The sequence below is a fragment of the Metamycoplasma subdolum genome, assembly GCF_033546815.1.
Classification (GTDB): domain Bacteria; phylum Bacillota_I; class Bacilli_A; order Mycoplasmatales; family Metamycoplasmataceae; genus Metamycoplasma; species Metamycoplasma subdolum.
This window is the reverse complement of record NZ_CP137846.1, coordinates 16,804-38,803: the sequence shown is the minus strand read 5'-3', so window position 1 is coordinate 38,803 and position 22,000 is coordinate 16,804. Positions and strand designations below refer to the sequence as shown.

At 29.2% G+C, this 22,000-nt stretch carries 20 protein-coding genes and 1 tRNA gene; 8 read left to right on the top strand and 13 right to left on the bottom strand.

Going from position 1 to position 22,000, the window contains the following annotated elements; translation table 4 throughout:
- Positions 1 to 113: 113 nt before the first annotated feature.
- Both R9C05_RS00185 and R9C05_RS00180 read right to left on the bottom strand, forming a co-directional pair.
- The gene (locus R9C05_RS00185; protein ID WP_121940589.1) at positions 114 to 434 is read right to left on the bottom strand and encodes a hypothetical protein; all 321 of its coding nucleotides are present in this window, start codon (positions 432 to 434) and stop codon (positions 114 to 116) included.
- Between the two features lie 168 nt (positions 435 to 602).
- The gene (locus R9C05_RS00180; protein ID WP_404810267.1) at positions 603 to 1,187 is read right to left on the bottom strand and encodes a DUF4143 domain-containing protein; all 585 of its coding nucleotides are present in this window, start codon (positions 1,185 to 1,187) and stop codon (positions 603 to 605) included.
- A 393-nt stretch (positions 1,188 to 1,580) separates the two neighbouring features.
- On the opposite strand from R9C05_RS00180, the gene R9C05_RS00175 reads away from it, so the two are divergent.
- Both R9C05_RS00175 and R9C05_RS00170 read left to right on the top strand, forming a co-directional pair.
- Positions 1,581 to 2,852, top strand: a complete 1,272-nt coding sequence (locus R9C05_RS00175) for an ATP-binding protein (RefSeq protein ID WP_121940587.1) — start codon at positions 1,581 to 1,583, stop codon at positions 2,850 to 2,852.
- Positions 2,853 to 3,099: 247 nt separating this feature from the next.
- Positions 3,100 to 4,407, top strand: a complete 1,308-nt coding sequence (locus R9C05_RS00170; RefSeq protein WP_121940586.1) for a lipoprotein 17-related variable surface protein — start codon at positions 3,100 to 3,102, stop codon at positions 4,405 to 4,407.
- A gap of 251 nt (positions 4,408 to 4,658) precedes the next feature.
- Here R9C05_RS00170 and R9C05_RS02915 read toward each other — a convergent pair whose 3' ends face one another.
- Complete coding sequence (locus tag R9C05_RS02915; protein WP_404810259.1) at positions 4,659 to 4,811, bottom strand: hypothetical protein; 153 nt, start codon at positions 4,809 to 4,811, stop codon at positions 4,659 to 4,661.
- Between the two features lie 37 nt (positions 4,812 to 4,848).
- On the opposite strand from R9C05_RS02915, the gene R9C05_RS02910 reads away from it, so the two are divergent.
- Together R9C05_RS02910 and lon are read left to right on the top strand one after the other, a co-directional pair.
- Positions 4,849 to 5,049 carry a hypothetical protein gene (locus R9C05_RS02910; RefSeq protein ID WP_241857147.1) on the top strand — a complete coding sequence of 67 codons (201 nt, stop codon included), beginning with the start codon at positions 4,849 to 4,851 and terminating at the stop codon, positions 5,047 to 5,049.
- Between the two features lie 278 nt (positions 5,050 to 5,327).
- Positions 5,328 to 7,868, top strand: coding sequence for an endopeptidase La (lon, locus tag R9C05_RS00160; RefSeq protein ID WP_121940584.1), 2,541 nt, complete (start codon positions 5,328 to 5,330; stop codon positions 7,866 to 7,868).
- A gap of 60 nt (positions 7,869 to 7,928) precedes the next feature.
- Here the strand turns inward: lon and R9C05_RS00155 are convergent, their stop codons facing one another.
- On the bottom strand, positions 7,929 to 9,698 hold the full coding sequence (locus tag R9C05_RS00155; protein ID WP_121940583.1) for a ribonuclease J: 1,770 nt from the start codon (positions 9,696 to 9,698) through the stop codon (positions 7,929 to 7,931).
- Between the two features lie 217 nt (positions 9,699 to 9,915).
- On the opposite strand from R9C05_RS00155, the gene R9C05_RS00150 reads away from it, so the two are divergent.
- Positions 9,916 to 10,368, top strand: coding sequence for a large conductance mechanosensitive channel protein MscL (locus R9C05_RS00150; protein WP_121940582.1), 453 nt, complete (start codon positions 9,916 to 9,918; stop codon positions 10,366 to 10,368).
- A gap of 60 nt (positions 10,369 to 10,428) precedes the next feature.
- Here the strand turns inward: R9C05_RS00150 and arcC are convergent, their stop codons facing one another.
- The 4 genes from arcC to cysS form a co-directional block, all read right to left on the bottom strand.
- Positions 10,429 to 11,364, bottom strand: coding sequence for a carbamate kinase (gene arcC, locus R9C05_RS00145; protein WP_121940581.1), 936 nt, complete (start codon positions 11,362 to 11,364; stop codon positions 10,429 to 10,431).
- A 2-nt stretch (positions 11,365 to 11,366) separates the two neighbouring features.
- Positions 11,367 to 12,410 carry an ornithine carbamoyltransferase gene (gene argF / locus R9C05_RS00140; protein ID WP_121940580.1) on the bottom strand — a complete coding sequence of 348 codons (1,044 nt, stop codon included), beginning with the start codon at positions 12,408 to 12,410 and terminating at the stop codon, positions 11,367 to 11,369.
- Between the two features lie 176 nt (positions 12,411 to 12,586).
- Complete coding sequence (gene rlmB, locus R9C05_RS00135) at positions 12,587 to 13,279, bottom strand: 23S rRNA (guanosine(2251)-2'-O)-methyltransferase RlmB (protein ID WP_121940579.1); 693 nt, start codon at positions 13,277 to 13,279, stop codon at positions 12,587 to 12,589.
- On the bottom strand, positions 13,279 to 14,493 hold the full coding sequence (gene cysS, locus R9C05_RS00130; RefSeq protein WP_277870168.1) for a cysteine--tRNA ligase: 1,215 nt from the start codon (positions 14,491 to 14,493) through the stop codon (positions 13,279 to 13,281). Before cysS ends, rlmB begins: the two co-directional genes overlap by 1 nt.
- 60 nt (positions 14,494 to 14,553) lie before the next feature.
- On the opposite strand from cysS, the gene argS reads away from it, so the two are divergent.
- Positions 14,554 to 16,179 carry an arginine--tRNA ligase gene (gene argS / locus R9C05_RS00125; RefSeq protein ID WP_121940577.1) on the top strand — a complete coding sequence of 542 codons (1,626 nt, stop codon included), beginning with the start codon at positions 14,554 to 14,556 and terminating at the stop codon, positions 16,177 to 16,179.
- A 67-nt stretch (positions 16,180 to 16,246) separates the two neighbouring features.
- On the opposite strand, the gene R9C05_RS00120 is transcribed toward argS, so the two are convergent.
- The 4 genes from R9C05_RS00120 to rpoE form a co-directional block, all read right to left on the bottom strand.
- Positions 16,247 to 16,339 (bottom strand) — tRNA-Ser (locus R9C05_RS00120).
- Positions 16,340 to 16,402: 63 nt separating this feature from the next.
- Positions 16,403 to 17,131 (bottom strand): thermonuclease family protein, encoded by a 729-nt coding sequence (locus tag R9C05_RS00115; protein WP_121940576.1) that lies wholly within the window; start codon positions 17,129 to 17,131, stop codon positions 16,403 to 16,405.
- 4 nt (positions 17,132 to 17,135) lie between these two features.
- A complete protein-coding gene (locus R9C05_RS00110) occupies positions 17,136 to 17,975 on the bottom strand; it encodes a class II fructose-bisphosphate aldolase (RefSeq protein ID WP_121940575.1) in 840 nt (279 codons plus the stop codon).
- A gap of 114 nt (positions 17,976 to 18,089) precedes the next feature.
- On the bottom strand, positions 18,090 to 18,335 hold the full coding sequence (rpoE, locus tag R9C05_RS00105; protein WP_121940574.1) for a DNA-directed RNA polymerase subunit delta: 246 nt from the start codon (positions 18,333 to 18,335) through the stop codon (positions 18,090 to 18,092).
- A gap of 344 nt (positions 18,336 to 18,679) precedes the next feature.
- Between rpoE and arcA the strand changes: the two genes are divergently transcribed.
- A complete protein-coding gene (gene arcA / locus R9C05_RS00100; protein ID WP_121940573.1) occupies positions 18,680 to 19,906 on the top strand; it encodes an arginine deiminase in 1,227 nt (408 codons plus the stop codon).
- A gap of 91 nt (positions 19,907 to 19,997) precedes the next feature.
- Complete coding sequence (locus tag R9C05_RS00095; protein ID WP_121940572.1) at positions 19,998 to 20,405, top strand: hypothetical protein; 408 nt, start codon at positions 19,998 to 20,000, stop codon at positions 20,403 to 20,405.
- Between the two features lie 30 nt (positions 20,406 to 20,435).
- Here R9C05_RS00095 and pyk read toward each other — a convergent pair whose 3' ends face one another.
- A complete protein-coding gene (pyk, locus tag R9C05_RS00090) occupies positions 20,436 to 21,860 on the bottom strand; it encodes a pyruvate kinase (protein ID WP_121940571.1) in 1,425 nt (474 codons plus the stop codon).
- Between the last annotated feature and the right edge of the window lie 140 nt (positions 21,861 to 22,000).

Sequence of the window (22,000 nt, the reverse complement as noted above, 5' to 3'; positions counted from 1 at the left end):
CACATAGCGGTATTAATTTATGTTTTTTTAATGTTATACATTAAATAAATCAAGAAAAAAGCAAAAATAAAGCGAGCAAATTGCTCGCCTGATTTATAAACTAAAATTCTAATTTATTTTTGAGTTGGATTTTGTTGTTCGAAAGTGTTACTTGATTGGTTAGGGTTGGGTCAAGCACCAGTCATTCTTCATTTTTCTTCATTTTCGGCTCTATTGATTTCTTGTAAAGCTCAGATAGCACCAATGATACCTAATACATATCCAGCAATTGGAATTACTGCTAAAATAATGAAAAGTCTAGTTTTCTTATTAGTTAATTTTTCACTTTCTAAAATAGCAAAGATTCATAGAAGTAAGTTTGCCATTGGCAACATTACACAATGGAAAATTAGATATAGAAGAAATAGCAGTTTATTTGGTTTTTCGTTATCCATAAATTACCTTTCATAAAAAATTTAATTAATAATATTTTAAATTTAAAGTTAATATATTCATTTAAATTGTTTAATTTGATTTTTTTGCTTACAAAAAGTCCTTTTTTAATTCTATTTTTTGTGAGAAATTAAAAAATGAATGATTTTTTGAAGGCAAAAATTCAAAAACTAGAGTTCTTCAAGGAGTAAAAAGTCTGGTAATTTGATGTGTTTTACTGTTGAAGTTGAATAATCAATGGAATCATTAGTGATTAATATTTTTTGATTAATATTATCTAATATTGAGAATGCTTTCATTTCTCTTGAATATGTATTTTCATTAGCAACACTATAAGCAACTTGAACATAGATTTTTTTATTATCCTTTTCACAAAGAAAGTCAATTTCAGATCCATTAATTGTAAACGTTTTTACGCTATATCCCATGTATAAAAGTTCATTGTATACAATATTTTCTAAATTATGTTCAATATCATATCTGCTAGCTTCTACTCTCAAAGAATTAAAGCAAACATCAGTGTTGTATAGCTTGCCATAATAAGCAAGTTCCTTCTTAGCCTTTGAATAATATTGTGCTATTTCTTCAATTGCAAATGCCTCTTTTAAACAATTAATATATTTAATTATTGTATTAATTGAACAATTGTAATATTTAGTTTTAATATAGTTATGAATAGATTTTGATGAAAAAATTCTTGCATTGTTTTTCAATACATAATTAACAATTTTTCTAAACAAAGTCTCTTTTTTAATTTTATATCTTGAAATTAAGTCATGAAAAATTATCGTTGAATCTATTTCGCTTAAATACCTGATTTGATTTTCTTTGCTATCATGAAATTCAAATCTTTTAGGAAAACCTCCCCAAATAAGATAATCATTAATTTCAGAAGCAAAGTTTAATTCTCTAGCATATTCAATAATTTCTTTATAAACAAATGGTCTTATTTTAAATGAAACATTTTACTTTTTTTTAAAAATATTTCAATGAAGATGAAACATTTTTTAAATTTTGTCAAACTTTTCAGTGAAAAATAAGCCAAATAAGGAAGTAAAATCGAGCCAAATGCGGAAGTGAATTTGAGCCAAATGCGGAAGTTTGAATTAAATATGTTAAAATTTAGTTAATAAAATTAAGGAAGAAAAATGAAAAAATACTACAAAAGAATACTGGACGATGTTATTGAAGATGAACTCAAACTTGTGGGTGGAGTTTTAATCGAAGGACCTAAATATTGTGGAAAAACTGAAACATCAAAGCTTTTATCAAAAACTCATATTTTCTTAAATGATATTGATAAAAAGAATTATTATGAAGAGCTTATAAAGACTAAACCGTCATTGTTATTTAAGGGTGAAACTCCAATTTTGTTAGATGAGTTTCAAGACTATCCTATACTTTTTGATGGCGTTCGCTTTGAGATTGATCAAAGAAACCAAAAAGGTTTATTTATATTAACAGGTTCATCTGTTCTAAAAGATAATTTAGTCAAACATAGCGGTGTTGGAAGAATGTCTAGAATAAGAATGCGTCCTTTATCCCTTTTTGAGTCTGAACATTCAAAAGGTCTAATTTCTTTTAAATCTATTTTTGATGATGCAAAGAATAGTTTTGTGAATGCTTCTTCCGAATTAAAATTAGATGGCGTAATTGAAAGAATCTGTGTTGGAGGATGACCTTCAAATATTGATCTTGATGTTGAATTGGCACTAAAAGCAAATCTTAGATATATTGATCAAACTATAAAAAGTGATATTAATAGAATTGATGGCGTGGTTAAAAATCCAACAAAAGTAAGAAAAATGTTGCAGTCATTTGCAAGAAACATCCAAACACCAACTTCAATTTCAACAATAGCAAATGATGTTAATCAATCAAACGGAAGTGATTTATCAACCAAAACAATCAGTAATTATATTAATGCATTAGAAAAAATATTTATTATTGAAAACACTGAAGCCTGAACTCCAAACATAAGATCTAAAACAATAATTAGAACTTCAGAAAAACTTGGCTTTGTTGATCCTTCTATTGCAATTGCAATTAAAGGACTTAATCCTAAGTCATTATTAAATGACTTTAATTATTTAGGATTTTTATTTGAATCTTTAGTAATTAGAGATTTAAAAATATATGCCGAATCAATAAACGGCCAAATCTATTATTATCGTGATAAACAAAATTTAGAATGTGATGCAGTTTTTGTTTTAAATGACGGAAGATATGGACTTATTGAAATCAAAATGGGTCTTGGACATATAGAAGAAGCGACAAATACATTGCTGAAACTAAAAGATAAGTTAAAAAATGGAGAAAAAAACAAGCCTTCTTTTTTAATGATTATCACTGCAGAAGGTGAATCTTTTATTACAAAAGATGGAATTTTAGTAGTTCCAATTGGGCTTTTAAGAAACTAAATTTGCCTTTATTTATTAAAAAAATTAGCCTTATTTTTGCAATTTTTTAGACCATAGTCAAGTAAAAGTTGTTCATTTTTTTTGCATATAAAGTGAATAATTTTTTGTCATTTTTTGGCTTTAGCCTCTCGTCAAGCTATGCCCAAACAGGTTAAACATTATAATTATATTGGTTATTATTTTAACTAAATAACTATACAACTTCTATTTATTGGCAAATTTATTTGTCATATAGAAACGAGGAAAAATGAAAAAAACAAAATTATTATTTTTAGGTTTAGGTTCACTTGCAACTGCTTTAGTAGCAACTAGTGCAATTAGTAGCAGTTGTAATAATACAAACCCAAAACCTGACGAAGATACACTTGAAAAATACAAAACTTTTGTTGAAAAAACAGAAACAGAATTTTTAAGAACTTATGTTAGAGTAGAAAAAGATACAAAACCTGAATTAATTGTAAATGGACAAAAAGGTGTTTTGAAGGAAAAATTTGATGCTTTCAAAAATGCACTTGAAGAAGCAAAAGCAGTAAATGATAAAGCCAAAATTGCTGATGCAAAAGCCAAATTAGAACAAGCTCTTGTTATATTAAATGAAGGTGCAATTGAAGGTAAAGACACTAAATATTTAGAACAATTCAAACTAGAAGCTGAAGAAGTAGAAAAATATGGTGGTATTGAAAACTATATTTTAAAAAAAATAATTTCCGATGTTATTATAGTGGATGATTTAGATGTATTAGATCCGGATAAAATTAATGTGCATCAAAATGCAACAACTAGAAAATTTTTAGATAAACATATTAAAGCATATGAAGCGGGTTTTAATGCAAAAACTGAAGTTGAAGCAATAGAATGTTATGAAATTATTTCTGCACTTTCTTCAGTTACTGACTTATATATTACTAAAGGTTCGTCAAAATATATGACACCTTTTGAATACAATAAACCAATCGATGACAAGGATGCTGATTTAAAAGATATAAAAGCAACTTTGGCTTGATTTAAAGATCACTCATTTGAAAAAGCAGTACATCGTGGAAAAGCAAGTGCAGAACCAAATTGAAGTTTAAGTAATTTATATACATTCTTAAACATAAATTCTTACTATACATCAAGTTCATTTGGAACAACTATAACAATTGTTAGTCAAGTTAATGATGATGACAAAGGCACAAGAACTTTTAAAATTAAAGTTGAAAAGAATGGCAAATCTCAAGAAAAAGAAATTGTTTATGGTGGATTCTTGTCAAAAGAATGAGAAACTAAAAACAAAGCTCTTGCTGAAAAGCATAAATCACTAAAACTTGAATACACAACTACACACACTGATAAGCAAGCAAGTGAAAAATACAGTGATTATCTTGACGAAGATCAATTGCTTGTAGAAATTCCGGAATTAAAAACATTTATGGAAACTAATAAGTTAGATTTCAAAATTGAATCCGGAACATATAGCGACGCTGACAAAAAAATTGAAATTGATATCTTCTTCAATGAAAATAACTGAGATGCTTACTTTAAAGTAAAAATTACAGTTACCGGTTTTAAATAAGAATAATTTAAACAAAAGCCCACACTTAGTGTGGGTTTTTGAATTATTTTATGAATAGAAAAATTAAAACTAAGCTTAATTTTTCCCACCAATTTTAAACACTTTTTTCTTTCTTTTGCTCAGATTTCATTTACTGCATCTAGATAAATTTCGAAAGCATGATGATTATGATAAAGTAATTCCAAGTGGAATAACTGAAATTATGGGTTCATCAATGGGAATGAACGAACATTCAGATAAAAAATACTGAATTAAAAAAAACTAGTAGTTCCTTCTGGAATTGAAATTAATAGTAGTGCATTTTCATCAGCAACATCATCTGGAAATGAAGTTGGTGCTCAAATTGAAGAAGTAATTTTACAAGACGGCGTTATCTTTCCAGATCATTCTTCAAAACAATTCAAAGGTGCAAAAATTAAAAAGTTAACTTTACCAAATGGTATGTTAAACCTTCCTGAAGAGTTATTTGCTGTAGCAGAAATTGGAGAAGTTATAATTCCAAGTTCAGTAATACACATTAATAGCGATGCACTTTCAAAACTAACAGTCACAACTTCATTAACTGTAAGTACTGCTTTATACAATAAATACAAAGCTGAATTTGATAAAGCAACAAATATCGCAAACTTAATTAAAGTTTAATTCTAGGCCACACTTAGGTGTGGTTTTTTAATGTAAAAACTGTCTTTTTTAAAGGTTAAAAATAAGCAAAACCTATCTAATTTAGAAAGTTTTAGGAAAACTTTGAGAAAAAGAAGCCAGTTTTCTCAAAATTGAACTTTCACTATATTTTAAAGTTATAATACAATTGATTTTAACTAATCTCATACATAAAATTATTTTTATTTAGCACTCTGTCTAAAAAAGTGCTAAAATCATATAAGTTGGATTATGTTATAACCAATTATTGAAAGGAAAACATGAAAGTACCATTTATTGCCATCCGAAATCAAATTATTTTGCCATTTTCAACTGGAAGTTTCAAAGTAGGAAGAAAAAGTTCACTTGAAACTATTGACATAATTGAAAAATATGATGACACTTTACTTATTGCATTTGTTAAAGAGGGAGTTGATGAAAAAGAAGAAATTGTAAGCGTAGATCAAATTGAAAAATTTGGTTCAGTAAGTTTTGACCCACAAATTGAGTGAGTTTCACCTAAAGTAGCCAAGATTTCTGTTACAACTAATTCAAAAGTAAAAATTAAAAGTATTACAGCATCTAAAAAAGATGGTGGCATTTTAGTTGCTGATATTGAAGATATAAAACCTGCTACTGGTTTAACAGTAAAAGAACTGGAAGAATATCGTAATAAAGTTGTTGAAGCTTTAAAAACAGTTCCTGCAAAACATAAAGGAAGATTAACTGAAGCACTCGAAGAATTTATTCAAAGTGAAAGAAGACCAAAAATGGCTGATGACTATGAAACAGATAGTTGAATTCAACTTGGTCTTTTTAAAGAAGAATTTAATAATCAAGAAAAACTAGATCTTCTATTAAATAGTAAAATTTCTGATCGTTATGAATACATTGCTTCAAGATTAATTTCACACAAAAATTTAGAAAAAATTGATGCTGAAATTGAAAAAAGTTTGCATGATGATTTAAGCGAACAACAACGTGAATTTTTACTTCGTGAAAAGATGAAGCAAATTCAAAAACTTTTAGATGAAAGTGATGATCAAAACCGTTTCAACAAAATTGAAAACGATGAAATTACAAAAGAACAATATCCTGAATATGTTCTAGATGCAGTTAAACAACAACAATCACGTCTTGGAGCAATGATGCCTTCAAGTCCTGAAGCGAACGTTGCTAAAACTTACATTGATTTAATTTGACAACTTCCTTGAAGAAAAATCTCACGTGAAATTATTGATCTTAATAATGTAAGAGAAACATTAGACAAAAATCACTATGGACTAAAAAAACCAAAAGAAAGAATTTTAGAATTTGTTTCAGTATTAATTCACAATAAAAATCAAGAAAAAGAAGAAGAATATTTACCAATCAAAGATGAACCTGACATGTTTATTGACCGTAAATTATTTATGCACAATAAATTAGGTCAACCAAATACATCAGTTGCAAACAATATTCCAATCTTAACCTTAATTGGTCCTCCAGGAACAGGTAAAACTACTTTAGCAAAAGCTATTGCAGAAGCTTTAAATAGAAAATTCATCAAAGTTTCACTTGGTGGTGTTAAAGATGAGGCTGAAATTAGAGGGCATAGAAGAACTTATGTTGGAGCAATGCCGGGAAAAATCATTAATGCTATTAAAAAAGCAGGTGTGTCAAACCCAGTTATTTTATTAGATGAAATTGATAAAATGTCTGCTGATTTTAGAGGTGACCCTGTTAGTGCAATGTTAGAAGTTCTTGACCCTGAACAAAACGTAAGTTTCCAAGATCACTATTTAGATTTAGAATATGACTTATCAAAAGTTTTATTCATCGCTACTGCTAACTCATTTGAAACAATTCCAGCGCCTTTAATTGACCGTGTTGAAATTCTTGAACTATCAACCTATACTGCAAAAGAAAAATTAAAAATTGCTCAAAAATATTTAGTTCCTAAAATATTAAAACAAAACTCATTGACTGAAAAACAATTCCAAATTGATGAAAAAGTACTTGAATTTATTATTGCTTCATATACTCGTGAAAGCGGAGTTAGAGAACTTAAAAGAATTCTTGACTCAATTGCAAGAAAAATCGTTGTTAAAATTCTTGATGGAAAAGTTAAAAATGAATTTGTTGTTACTGTAGAAAATGTAGTAGAAGCATTAGGACCTATTCGTTTTGAAAACGAAAAGAATGAAAACATTGATCAAATTGGTGTTACAAATGGTTTAGCATATACAAGTGTTGGTGGAACAACATTGCCAATTGAGGTTACAACATTCCCTGGAAAAGAAGGATTGAAACTTACAGGTCAACTCAAAGATGTTATGCGTGAAAGTGCACAAATTGCTTTAGGTTATGTTCGCTCAAATGCTAAAAAATTCGGAATCGACTTTAACTTTGATGACAATATTATTCACATTCACGTTCCTGAAGGTGCTATTCCAAAAGATGGACCTTCTGCTGGTGTTACCTTTACAACTTCAATAATCTCAGCTCTTTCAAGAAAACCAGTTCCAGCTTATATTGGTATGACTGGAGAAATTACTTTAAGAGGTAAAATTCTTCCAATCGGTGGACTTAAAGAAAAATCTTTAGCCGCTAGTCAATTTGGTATTACTAAAATCTTTATTCCTTGAGAAAACGAAAAGAACTTAATTGACTTACCTGAAGAAGTTAAGAAAATTATGACATTCATTCCAGTAAAATACTATTCAGAAATTTTTGATCACATTTTCAAAAACCAAAAAAGTATTTCAAAAGGTGATGAAAAAGTAACTAAAAAAACAAGTAGCAAAACTACTAAAAGTGTCAAAAAGGAAACCAAAAAATAATAAATGAAAATGCAGAAACTAAATCTGCATTTTTTTTGTTCTTTTTGAAAGTGAAGAATTTTAAATATATTCTTTACTTTCATGTCTCAAGGTTTTTCCACCTTCTTTTTCTTCTTCAATAGTAATATCAGTTAAGTTAGGGTTATCTTCAACCAATGCTTTTGAGTGAGTTGTAAATAAAATAGTTGGAATTATAACAACGTTTCTTCTTTTGTGTTTATAGAAGAATGGTGAAAGTCTATCAATAATTAATTGTTTTAATTGAGGTACTGTTCAATTAGTTGAGTTTTTGATTGTATACAGTATTGCTCCATGAACTAATCTTTTCGCTTCTTCTACTAAAGCAAGCGAATTTTTAACATAAAAGGCACCACGCGAAACTATTCTTGGTTTACCTAAAATAAGATTTTTTTCTTTATTAATTGCAACAATTGCATGTAAAAATCCGTTTTGTCCAAGTTCCATTCTTTCTTTTAAGATTTGAGAATTTGAAACAGACAAGATATTTCCATCAATAAATACAGGTCCAAAATAAACCTTTTCTTTGGAAAGAGTTATTTTGTGATCAACTAAATGATAAACTTCACCTAATTTAGCAACAATAACATTTTTAGGATCAACTCCTGATTCAATGGCAGTATAGCCATGAACTACACTCATTCTAAATTCGCCATGATAAGGCATAAAATATTTAGGTTTAGTTAGTTCAAAAATCTTAAGATGCTCGTCGCGATAAGCATGACCTGATGTATGCAGATATCCATCAACACCATTTTCACGAATTATTGCACCAAGTTTGTAAAGTCTATTAACCAAAAGTTCAATTTTTGATCTATTTCCAGGAATTGGTGAAGATGAAAAAATAATTGTATCACCTGGTTTGATAGTAACATGAGGATGTTTTTGATAACTCATTTTAGCAAGTCCAGCAAGTTCTTCACCTTGTGAACCAGTTGTTAAAATTAAAAGTTCATTTTCGTTATATTTATTAAGTGATTTTTTATCAATAAATACTTCTTCAGGTGCATCAATATAACCAAGTCTTCTACCAATGTCAATTCCATCAACCATTGATCTACCAAAAGCAATGACCTTTTTCTTCATTGAAGCAGCAAGTTCAATGATTGCTTTAATTCTTGTTAAGTTTGAGGCAAAAGCAGTAATGATAATTTTGCCTTTTGCTTCTTTCATATATTTTCCAATGTCTTGTAAAATATCAGATTCTGAAGGAGAATGATTTGGACGCATTGCATTAGTTGAGTCAGAAAATAAAACATCAAGTCCTTCATCGCCCATTTGTTTAAGTTTTGCAAAGTCAGTTAAATTTCCTATTGGAGTATAGTCAAATCTAAAGTCGCCAGTCATCATTAATGAACCATTAGGAGTTTTAACACGAATTCCAAAAGCATCAGGAATTGAATGTTGTGCTGTCCAAAAATCAACTGAACATGTGTTGAATTCAAAAACTGCATCTTTGGTTATTTCAATAAATTCAACATGTTTTTTGATTCTCATGTCCTCAAATTTAAGTTTTAAATATTGAATTGCGATTTTAGGGGCATATATTCTTTGAACATCAACTTGTTTAACTAAATAAGGGACACCACCAATATGATCTTCATGACCATGTGTTATAAAAAGGCCGGCAATTCTTTCTTGATTTTTTTGTAAATAAGTGTAGTCAGGAATTGAACCATTAATTCCAGTTGTAAAAACATCGTGAAATTTGATTCCTGTATCTATTATAAAAATTTGGTCATATTCAATGATTAAGGTAGATTTACCAATTTCTTGCATTCCACCTAAACCAAAAATTTTAGTTGGTTTCATATCTTCTCCTAGGTTTATTATTATTAAGAAATTATTTTGACATAATTAATTTTTTAATTATAACTAAACTTATTTTACAACATTTTATAGCCTATTTAGTAATTAAAATATTAGTTTTTTGAGGTTAATTTTAAGCATTTATTATGCTTTAAAAATTAAAGAAAATAAAAAAGAAAAATTTTAAGAAAATTATTTTAGTTTAGATACAATTAGTATTATGACAAAAAAAGAATTAGAACAAAAAAAGCATGTCGTAAAGAATGCCTTTAAAAAATCTAAAGAAGCTGTTATTAGAGGAAATCTTCTAATCTTAGCAATTGGTGTTTTATTAGGTAACGCTTTCGGTCTTGTGATTTCTTCACTAGCTACCGATGTCATTATGGCTGCTATTGCTAAAATATGAGCTGGTTCAGGTGATTTAGCAAAATGAGAAGTTGGTGGAATTTACATTGGTAAATTTTTAGCTGCTTTAGTAAACTTCGTAGTTGTTGCTGTTTGCATTTTCCTTGGTCTACTTATCTTCTTTACAATTAAGAATGCTATTGAATATGCTAAAGCAAAAAGACAACCTATTGAAGAAGAAAAAGCACCAGAACCTACAACTGAAGAACTTATTTTAGCAACATTAAAGAAAATTGAAGAAAATACACATAATACTATTAAAAAATAGGAAATTTTAAGGAAAATAAAAAACCTTGCTTGTAATAAGCAAGATTTTTTTATATATAAGTTATTTCAATGTTACTTTAGTTCCAGTTTTTTCTTTGATGATTTCTTCAAGATCTTTTAAATCACCAATGAATGCAGCCTTTCCGCCTTCTTCAACGAATTTGATTGCTGCTTGTACTTTAGGAAGCATACTTCCTGGTGCAAATTGTTTTTCTTCAATATATTTTTCAAGTTCAGCTTTTGTAGCATGTTTAAGTGCTTTTTCATTTGGTTGTTTGTAGTTAATCATAATATTATCTACAGCAGTTAAAACAACAAAGAAATCTGCGTTTGCTAAAGAAGCCATTCTTGCAAGTGCAAAGTCTTTATCAATAACTCCATCAACACCTTGAATATGACCTTTTTTATCAACAACGGTAGGAATTCCTCCTCCTCCACCAACGATAACGATTGCACCTGCAGCAATAGCGTTTTTCATTTGGTTAATACCAACAAAGTTAATTGGTTTGGGTGAAGCAACAACTTTTCTAAATCCACGGCCAGCGTCTTCAACAATAACACTGTTTGGGTTCATAAGTTCTGCTTCTTTTTTAGTTGCATAAAATGGACCAATTGGTTTTGTTGGGTGTTGGAATGCAGGGTCTTTAGGATCAACGATAGTTTGAGTTAATAAGTATAAAACTTCTTTATCTTTGATGCCTTCATCATGTAATGCATTTGTAATTGCATTAATCATGTGGTAACCAATGTATCCTTGGCTCATTGCTCCAGCTTCTGGTAAAGGAACTAGAGGACTTTTTTCATTTTTTTCGTGAGCAGCTGAAAAACCATTAAAAATCATACCAACTTGTGGTCCATTTCCATGGCCAATAATTACTTGGTGACCTGCTTTAACAAGTTCAGCAATTTTCTTAGCTGGTAATTTAACTAATTCTTTTTGTTCTTCAGGATTGTTTCCGAGTGCGTTTCCGCCAAGTGCGATAACTATACGGCTCATAATTAGTATCCTAACATTGCTAGAATAGCTGCTTTAATTGAGTGCATTCTATTTCCAGCTTGTTCAATAGATCTGTTGTATTTTGATTGGAATACTTCGTCAGTTACTTCCATTGCTCCGGTTGCAACAACTGGAAGTTTTTTGCCGAATTTTTCTTTAATTTCTGCTGAGAATAGAGTGTGGTCGTCGTGGAATGCTGGTAAGCAGTGTAGGAAGATAACACTTTCTTTAGCTGCTTTGATCATTGCCATGTCAACTTGGAATGAACCTAGTTCTTTAATACGTGGTTCAAATAGAGAGAAATCTTCACCTAATGATACTCATACGTCGGTGTAAATAACATCAGCGTCTTTAGCTGCTTTGATTTTATCATCTGAGAATGATACAGATCCACCATTTAATTTAAATAGTTCTTGACATTTTTTGTAAACTTCTTTGTGATCTGGTCCTGATTTTACAATGTCTCATTGTGGTTTAGGTCCACATAGTACACAGTTCATGCCAGTAAATGCTGCACCAATCATAATTGAACGAGCAACGTTATTTTTGATGTCACCAGCGAATACAACTTTTTTGCCTTTTAGATCTCCTAAGTGTTCTTTCATGGTCATGTAGTCAGCTAGCATTTGAGTTGGGTGTTCAGCATCGGTTAATCCGTTTCAAACAGGAACACCTGAGTATTTAACTAGAGCATCAACGTCTGATTGTTTGAATCCACGGAATTCAATACCGTCATACATTTGACCTAAAACTTTAGCAGTATCTTCGATTGATTCTTTTTTACCAAAGTTTGAACCTGATGGCCCGATGTAAGTACATGAAGCACCTAAATCAGCTGATGCAACTTCGAATGCACAACGAGTTCTAGTTGAGTCTTTTTGAAATAGAATAACAATGTTTTTTCCAACTAATGGACGTGAATTTACATGTAGTCCTTGTTCTTTTGAGTGTTTTAATTTAATTGATAAGTCAATTAGATAGTTAATTTCGTCAGTAGTAAAGTTCAATGCTGAATCTAAACTACGACCTTTTAAGTTCATAGGCATTTTTTGCCTCCTTTTTAAGAATGTTAAAGTAAATGAAATTGATAATTTTATTCGTTTTTTATCATTTTTTTGAGCAATTATAAACTCGTTTTAATTATAACTTAAACTTAAAATATTTTTAATTTAAGGATAGGAATTTTGAATAAAAAAAGAGACAATTTTAATTGGCTCAAAGCTTATTTCTTCTCTTTTGTGAGTTCATAAACCAAAATTGCTGTTGCTGCTGAAACGTTTAAAGATTGCACAATTCCATTTTGTTCAATGAATACTACTTCATCACTATTGTTAATTAAAGTTTTTGAAACACCAGTTTCTTCATTGCCAACAATTAAACAAGTAGGGCTAGCGAAAGTAACTTGATGTAATTTTTTTGCATTCTTATCAAGGGCAGTTGCATAGATTCAAAAATTATTCTTTTTGAGATCATTTGTTGCATCAAAAAGTGAAGCAACTTTGATGATTTTTACATTATTAAATCCGCCACTTGATACTTTCAAAACCGTTGGAGTTACATCAACTGCTCTATTTTTTGGAATAATAATATGCTTAATATTGAAAGCATTGCATGTTCTAATGATTGAACCAAAATTTTGAGGATCTTGAATATGATCTAACATTAAAACAAAGTTGGGTTTGTCTTTAAAAATTGATCCTAAATCATGGTATTGAAAGTCTTTTATAATTGCGACAAAACCTTGATGATTCCCTTCACAAAGTTTGTCAAGTTCAAACCTTGAAACGTAAGAAATATTATTAAATTTGATGTTCGTTTTATCTTTCAAATTTCTATCAATCATTAATTTTTCAATTGGAAAGTTATTACTAACTGCATCCAAAACTGAGTTTTTACCATAAATTATATTTTTCACTATAGAACCTTTTTATCTTGTAAAACTTTTCTAAGTTGATCAGCTTTTTCAAAGTCTTTTTTCTCAACAAGAACCTTTCATTTTTCATACTCTGCTTTAGTTTCTTTATCAACATTTTTAGTTGGAAAAATAAAACCTAAAATTTTTGCAATTTCAAGAAAAGTTCAGGCACTTTCTTTTTGTTTTGAAAGTTTTAAAATAATTTTATTTGCTTCTGCAAATTGTAAATTGGCAATTAATTCAATCACTTCTTTTACTATTTTTTTATCAATATTTTCTTCGACATTTTCAAGTTCAACTTTAGCTTTTATGACTTTGAATCTATCAATAATTGCTTGATTAGAAATTAAAAGTTCATCGGTCAAATTAATTGGTTTTGCATAGTTTGTAGTTAACAATAATAGCTTATAAGTATCTGCATCATATTTAGTAAAAAAGTCATGTGGATAGATAATGTTACCTATTGATTTGGACATTTTTTCACCGTTATAATTTAAGGTTCCAAAGTGCATTCATCCTTTACTTAGAGGCTTGCCGTGTAAAGCAAAATGTTGAATATTTTCATTTTCGTGATGAGGAAAAATTAAGTCAATTCCGCCGCCATGAATATCAATAGTTTCACCATCAAAATATTTATTAATAAAACAACTACATTCAGTATGTCACCCAGGGCGCCCTTCACCAAAAGGTGAGTCAAATTTTATTCCTTCATTTGTATCTTTTCAAAGAACAAAATCAAAGGGGTTACGTTTTGAAAATTTGTCTTCCTCATAGTTTAAATTTGAAATTTTTTGTCCACTTACTTTTCCATATTCTGATTCATATTTTTTAACATCAAAAAAGACATTAATTCCAACTTGATATGCTGCTTTTTTTTGTAAAAGTACTTCAATATAATCAGTCATATCTTTTAAAGAATCTGTAACTCTAGCAACCCTATCTGGCATATTTAAATTAAAGTTTTTATATTGTTCTCAATAGTATTTTTCATACTTTTGGCTAATCTCTTTTTCGCTTTTATTTTCTTCTTTTGCTCTTTTGATAATCTTGTCATCAATATCAGTAATATTATTCAAGAAAAATACATTATCGCCAAGAAATCTCTTGGCACGAATTATTATGTCAAAAGTTATTGCTGGTCTAAAGTTGCCAATATGCGGAAAATTATAAACAGTTGGCCCACATAAGTAATATTTAAGCATTTTATTTTTCATACAAGAATTATAACCAACTTAACCCTAAATAGAGAAACTTGCTATATAATTTGTTTTGTTATGAACACAACAAAAAATATTATTATTGCTTCATTAGAAGAAGCCTTAAAAAAACTTAATTTGAAAAAGCCAATTGTACTTACCGAATCAAAAAACTTCGGAGATTTTGCTACAAATTTAGCCCTAACTTTACAAAAAGAAATGGGCGAAAATGCTTTTGATATTGCTAACAAAATTGTTAAAAATATCGATCTTAAAAAGTACAAAGCAATTTCAAAAATTGAAGTTGTAAAACCTGGTTTTATCAACTTTTGAGTAACCAACACAGTTTTAGCTGACTTAGTAAACTCAATCAATACCTTGGGTGAAAACTATGGTAGCGAAAAGAAAAATAGCAAAGGAGCAATTAATATTGAGTTCGTATCAGCTAATCCAACTGGTTACCTACATATCGGACATGCAAGAAATGCAGCAATAGGAGCTACACTATGCAACGTTGCAGAAAAAGCAGGTCACCGAGTTGTTCGTGAATATTTAGTTAATGATTATGGAAATCAAATGAATAATTTAGCAAGCTCAATGTTTGCAAGATATCAACAAATTTTTAATAAAGATTTTCCAATGCCTGAAGAATGCTACAGAGGTGGCGACATCATTGATTTTGCAAAGGAATTTTATAAAGAATTTAAAGATAAATACAAAAATGTTGAATACACTGATGAAATAAGAAAACTTTTTAGAGAATACGGAAGAAAACTTGCTTTAAAGAATATTGAAAAAGACATGGAAAGATTCGGTGTTTGATTTGACATTTATACAAGTGAAACTGAACAATATGAAAAAGATTTAGTTTGACCTGTTATTAGAAAACTTAAAACCACTTATGTCAAAGATGGGGCAACTTGACTTGCAACCACAAAAGGTGGAAGAGATGACAAAGACAGGGTTATTATCAAATCAAATGGAGATTCAACTTATCTTTGTGCTGACATTGCATACCATGCACAAAAATTTGAACAATTAAAAGATAAGAAAAATGGAATCATCATTGACATTTGAGGAGCTGATCACTCAGGTTATGTAGAACGTGTTAAGTTTTCATTTGAAGACTTAGGATATAGAAGAGATCAAATTGAAATTATTCTTTTCCAACTATTAAGAGTTGTTAAAGATGGAAAAGAAATCAAAATGTCAAAACGTTTAGGTACTTCTTTAACTTTAAGAGAACTTATGGATTTAGTTGGAAAAGATGCTATTCGTTATTTCTTAATTGATAGATCTTACAATTCTAAGATTGACTTTGATATTTCTAAAGTTAGTTCGGCTGACGAATCAAACCCACTTTTCCTTATTAAATATGCTCACGCAAGATGCGTACAACTTCTTGAAAAATCTAAATTTAAAAATCCTAAAGCAAAGAAATTTGAAAATCAATTTGCAATTAAACTTGTAAGCGAACTTGCTGAATATCCAGATTTAATTAAATCAATGGCTAAAACTTATAAAGTAAACTTACTTCCTCCATATATGTTAAAAGTTGCTGGAGCACTTAATGCATTTTATTCAAACTCAAAAATTATTGGCGATGAAAATGAAGAAAGTTATGTTGCATTAATTAAAGCAACAAAAACAGTTCTTGCAAATGCTATGAAGTTAATGGATCTTGATATTCCTGACAAAATGTAAGATATAAAAAACCGAGCAAACAAATGCTCGGTTTTTTTAATACTTTGGCTCTTATTAAATAAAAATATGGCGGGTAAGAGAAGATTCGAACTTCCGCGGGTGCGTTAACACCCCTACAGTCTTAGCAGGACCGCCTCTTCGACCACTTGAGTACTTACCCAAACTTGTAAAATTATATTACAAAAAGTCGCCATTTTAGTAAATATGAGTGTCGGTATTTAGTTTATTTATGTGGATATATATCTTTAATTTCACCTGAATTTTTTCAAATTCCAAGTTTTTTATTTCTTGCTTCTCTTTCGGCATTTAAAAGGTCGTTATAGTATTCAGTATTTGGAGTATAGAATTTATCTCCATGATTTATGCTAATGTAAGCTTTTTTACCAAATCCAAGTCTTACCATTTCTAGACAAACATTGACTCATTTTTTGTCAATATAAGCATAAACTATAGCAATAACTCTTCCATAATCTCCTCTAAAACCATTATTAGTATGTTGAGGAACTACAAAAGTTTTTTCACTTTTTGCCATAAACTCAGCTAGTCTTGTTTTTGCAGCAATTCCATATTTCTTTTGAGTAGGGTTTTTTGCTTTTGAAATTTCAGGTGTATCAATTCCTGCAAATCTTACTTTATCGTTATGCTCAATATCTTGAAAAGTATCACCATCAAAAATGTTGTATCTATTAATTTCAACCGCAGTGTCAACTGCTTGATAAGAATTTACAATTTTATATTTTGGAAATTGTTTCTTTCAATCTGCAAGTGCATCGCCTGTTGGAGTTGGTTGAGGTTGAGGTTGTGGCTTTGGCTTTGGTTTAGGTTGAGGGGTTGGTTTCTTTTGATCTTGTGGTTTTTTCTTTGAATCAACACAAGAAGCTGCAACTAGTGGAAGTGCAACCAAAGGTGTAACAACTAAACTTAAACATTTAAATAACTTTTTTGCTTTCATTTTTTTACTCCTGGAAGAATTTTAACTTTTTTATTACAAGTTCCTTCATTTTTTTAATTCCTTCTTCACCAATTTTCCTTGAATCATAGTTCTTATCTTCATTAATTTTGTTGCTTATAACAAAACTTTTAATTGCTTCACAATTAGCAAGTTGGATTTCGGTGCTTACATTTATTTTAGCAATGCCAAGCTTGATTGCTTTTTTAATTTGATCTTCAGGAATTTGTGAACCGCCATGAAGAACAAAAGGAAAATAATTTTCTTTGCTTAATTTTTCTAAAAGTTTAAAATCAAGACCTTTTCAATTTTCAGGATATTTTCCATGAATATTATTGACACTAATTGCTAAAAAATCAATGCCAGTTTCAATCATTTTTTTAACTTCTTCAGGTTTTGAAAGATTATCTAAATCTTTATCACCTTTGATTTTTCCAACTTCAGCTTCAACAGAAACATTAAACTTTTTAGCAATTTCAACAAGCTCTTTTGTTTTTTTAAAGTTAACTGAAAATTCTTCTTCACTTCCATCATACATAACTGAAGTAAAGCCGGCATTAATTGCTTCTTTGCATTCTTCAATAGTTCCGTGATCAAAATGCAAGCAAACATTGATTGAAGGAGCAAGATTTGAAGCCATTTCTTTAGTAATAATTGCTGTAAGTTTTATTGATGAAATATATTTAGAAGCAGAAGAACTTGCAGAAATAATCACATCTTTTTTCTCTTCTTCACAAGCAAGTAAAATTGCTTTTAGTGTTTCAATATTATTAAAATTAAAATGACCTATTGCTTTTTTATTTTTATAAGCATCCAGAACTATTTTTTTGCCATTAACTAAACTCATTTTTCCACCTTAATTTAATTTTAAGTTTTATACTTTTAGATTTTCAATATTTGATAAAACTTTGATAAAACTTTAGGAAAAGTTAAAAAAATAGGCTTAAAAGCCTAATTTTTATTATATTTCAGGTCTAATTGTGGTTCAAGTTCCATCATCGTTTCTATAAAAATGACCGTCAATTGTTAATAATTTATATAATTCACCACGTTTAATTTCTAACAGTTCTTCATCAGTTAATGAAGGATTGCTTTCTTCCTTTCAACGATTAAAAAGTTCACTTTTTACTGTTTCAAAAAGTGTATGAAATTCTTGATCTTGATTAGCTTTTAAAGCTTTTCTAGCAACATCTACCATTGTGTTCATATTTGCTCCTTAAACTTATTAAAGTATATTATATAACTTAAAATAAAAAAGTAAAACCATAAAAATAAGTTGTTCTTTGTTATATACCACAATTTTTTATACAAAATTAAATAACCAAAGATTATTTAAACGTGTATTTTATTATGCTTTTTAATAGATTTTAACACTTGAATTATTTTTTTTGTTTTAAAGATTTATAATTTAAACGTATAAAAAAATGCCTTAGTAAAACATAGATTTTTGTGATTTTTATTATAAAAATTTGTTTTTTCTTAAGTGCATCCATTTTATACAAACTATTTAAATTAAAACAAAATATATAAAATAATCGAAAGGATTTATCAATGTCTGTATTTAACAGTAAATTTAAAGGAATTCATGTGTATTCTGAAATTGGTGAATTAGAATCAGTTTTAGTACACGAACCAGGACGAGAAATCGACTACATTACACCTAACCGTTTAGACGAACTTCTATTCTCAGCTATTCTAGAAAGCCATGCTGCTAGAGAAGAACACAAAGAATTTGTTAAAATCATGGAAAAAAGAGGAATTAATGTTGTTGAACTAAGTGACTTAATTCTTGAAACCTACGAACTTGCAAGCAAACAAGCACAGGAAGGATTAATTAACGAATTTGTTGAAGATTCAGCACCTGTTTTAACCTCAAAAGAAAAAGAATTAGTTAAAAAATTCTTAAAATCTCTAAAACCAAAACAAATGATTGATTACATGGAAGCTGGTATTACTAAATACGATTTAGGAATTGAAGCTGATAGAGAAATCATTGTTGACCCAATGCCAAACTTATACTTCACTCGTGACCCATTTGCATCAGTAGGTAATGGTGTTACAATCCACTACATGAGATACAAAGTGCGTCAAAGAGAAACTCTATTTTCAAGATTTATTTTCACAAATCACCCTAAATTAGCAAAAACTCCTTGATACTACAATCCAGCTCAAGGTCTATCAATCGAAGGTGGAGACGTATTCATTTACACCCAAGATGTTCTAGTATGTGGTGTTTCAGAAAGAACTGACTTAAAAACAGTTACATTACTAGCTAAAAATATTGTTGCTAACAAAGAATGTAAATTCAAACGTTTAGTTGCTATTAACGTTCCAAAATGAACAAACTTAATGCACCTAGACACATGATTAACAATGCTTGACAAAAACAAATTCTTATACTCACCAATTGCAAATGATGTATTTGAATTCTGAGATTACGACTTAGTAAACGGTGGATCAGATCCACAACCAGTTAAGAGTGGACTTCCACTAGCTGGTCTTCTAAAATCTATTATTGGAGTAGATCCTGTTTTAATTCCTATTGCAGGAAATGGAGCTAGCCAAATTGATATTGAACGTGAAACTCACTTTGATGGAACAAACTACTTAGCAGTAGCACCTGGTGTTGTTATTGGTTACGGACGTAACGAAAAAACAAACAAAGCTTTAAAAGCAAACGGAATCGAAGTTCTTCCATTCCAAGGAAACCAATTATCACTTGGTATGGGTAACGCACGTTGTATGTCAATGCCTCTATCACGTAAAGATGTTAAATAATAGTATTTATTATTGATTAATCTAACAAAATTACAAAGTATATATAAAAATCTACCTCGCTCGGGTAGATTTTCTTTATAATTATAAAATTATGGATATTTTAGAACAAAAGAAAATCAAAACTGGGCTTATAACTTGCCTTACAATGGTCTCACTTTTTATCTTTAGTCTAGTCCTATTTTTAGTTTTTGGTAAAACAAATAATCTAACCATTAACTCACTTGAAAAATTAGGAAAAGACGCAAAAGTTAACTTCATTGTATGCGTTGCAATCTTTACAATTTTCACTCTTTTAGCCTTTTGAATTTCAGCACTTTATTTAATCTTAAAAAGAGCTTTTGTTGTTTATTATCATAAACAATATGTAATATTCGTTTTAGGTTGTTTAATCCTTCCTTTAATGTATGCATCTTCAATTTGAGCTCTTATATTAAACAAAAATATTATTAATCTAATGGAAGAAGATTTAAAAACTAACAAGCAAACTGAAGAAGTTTAAACTTGTTAGTTTTTTCTTTATCTTTTTTAATTAATAAGTATGTTCAGTAATATTCAAACTATCTACTACTATATATTTATCTCCAGGTTGAATATCAAACTTTTCAAGTGCTTTTCTTGCATTATCATGATCTAGTTTAATAATTTGTCTTACTGCTTCTGAATGTTGTTCAACATAAACACCATTAGTAATACCAAAACTATAAACTAAGTTATCATAATGAACTATTCCAACAACTAAAGCATTAGGACGATATTTAGCAACTTCTTTTAAAAGAGCTCCAGTATGACTTAAAACAACAGCATATTTAAAATCGCCTCTAAATAATTTTTTGGCAACTTCATAAGCAATCTTAGATCTTGAAGAACTAGTCTTTGGAACTTCTTCTAACTGATGTGAATAAAAGAGTTCACTAAAATATTCTTTTTCAGCTCTTTGAGCAATATTTGCCATAGTTTTAACTGCTTCAACTGGGTATTGACCAGCAGCAGATTCGCCTGAAAGCATTGTTGCATCAGCACCAAGTTCAACAGCGTAATAAACATCAGTTACTTCTGCACGTGTTGGCAATGGACTTTTTTCCATTGAGTCAAGCATTTGCGTAGCAACAATAGTCTCTTTCCCTAATAAACGACACTTTCTAATAATCTTCTTTTGATAATAAGGCACATCGTAATAAGGAATTTCAAGTCCAAGATCACCACGTGCTATCATTATTGAATCTGATGCTTCAATAATTTCATCAATATTTTCTATTGCAGCTTGAGATTCAATTTTTGAACAAATTTGAATTCCTTCACCACCGTATTTTTTAAGTAAATTTCTTATTTCTTTAACATCTTTTGCTGAGTTAACAAAAGATGCTGCGATGTAATCAATTTTATAATTAATTCCTCAAATAATATCTTCTTTATCTTTCGCAGAAAGGAAAGGCATTGAAAATTTTACCCCAGGAATATTTACCCTCTTATTTGATTTAAGCAAGTGGGTATTTTTTGCTTCAACAATGATTTCCTTATCTTTGACTTCCTTAACTACGGTAACAAGTTTACCGTCATCAAGTAAGATTCTATTGCCTACTTTAACATCATTATCCATTCGGTATGAAACAGTAATTTCTTTACTATTTCCAATATATTTTTTATGCAATTTTGGATCTGTTTTGATTGAAATGATTGAATTTTTTTGAATTTGACAAGCATCATTTTCAAGTTTTCCAACTCTAATTTCTGGACCTTTTGTGTCAAGCATTAAAGAAATAGGAAAGTCAAGTTCTTGTGACACTTTTCTTGCTAAATCATAAACAGATTTGTGAGTTTCTTCATTACCGTGTGAAAAGTTAACTCTGACAGTTGTAACACCTGCTTCTATTAAAGATTTTAAGGTGTCATGATTGTTTGAAGATGGGCCAATTGTTGCAACAATTTTGGTTCTTCTTTGATTAAAAATTTTCATTTTTCTCCTGATTTTTTTATATTATTAAATACATTAAATTGTAAGTATATAAATAAATATTAGCACAAAAAACTACCTTATTTTTAGTGTTTTTTTCACTAATAAGAATATAATTAATGCACATAAATCATTTTTGTGGA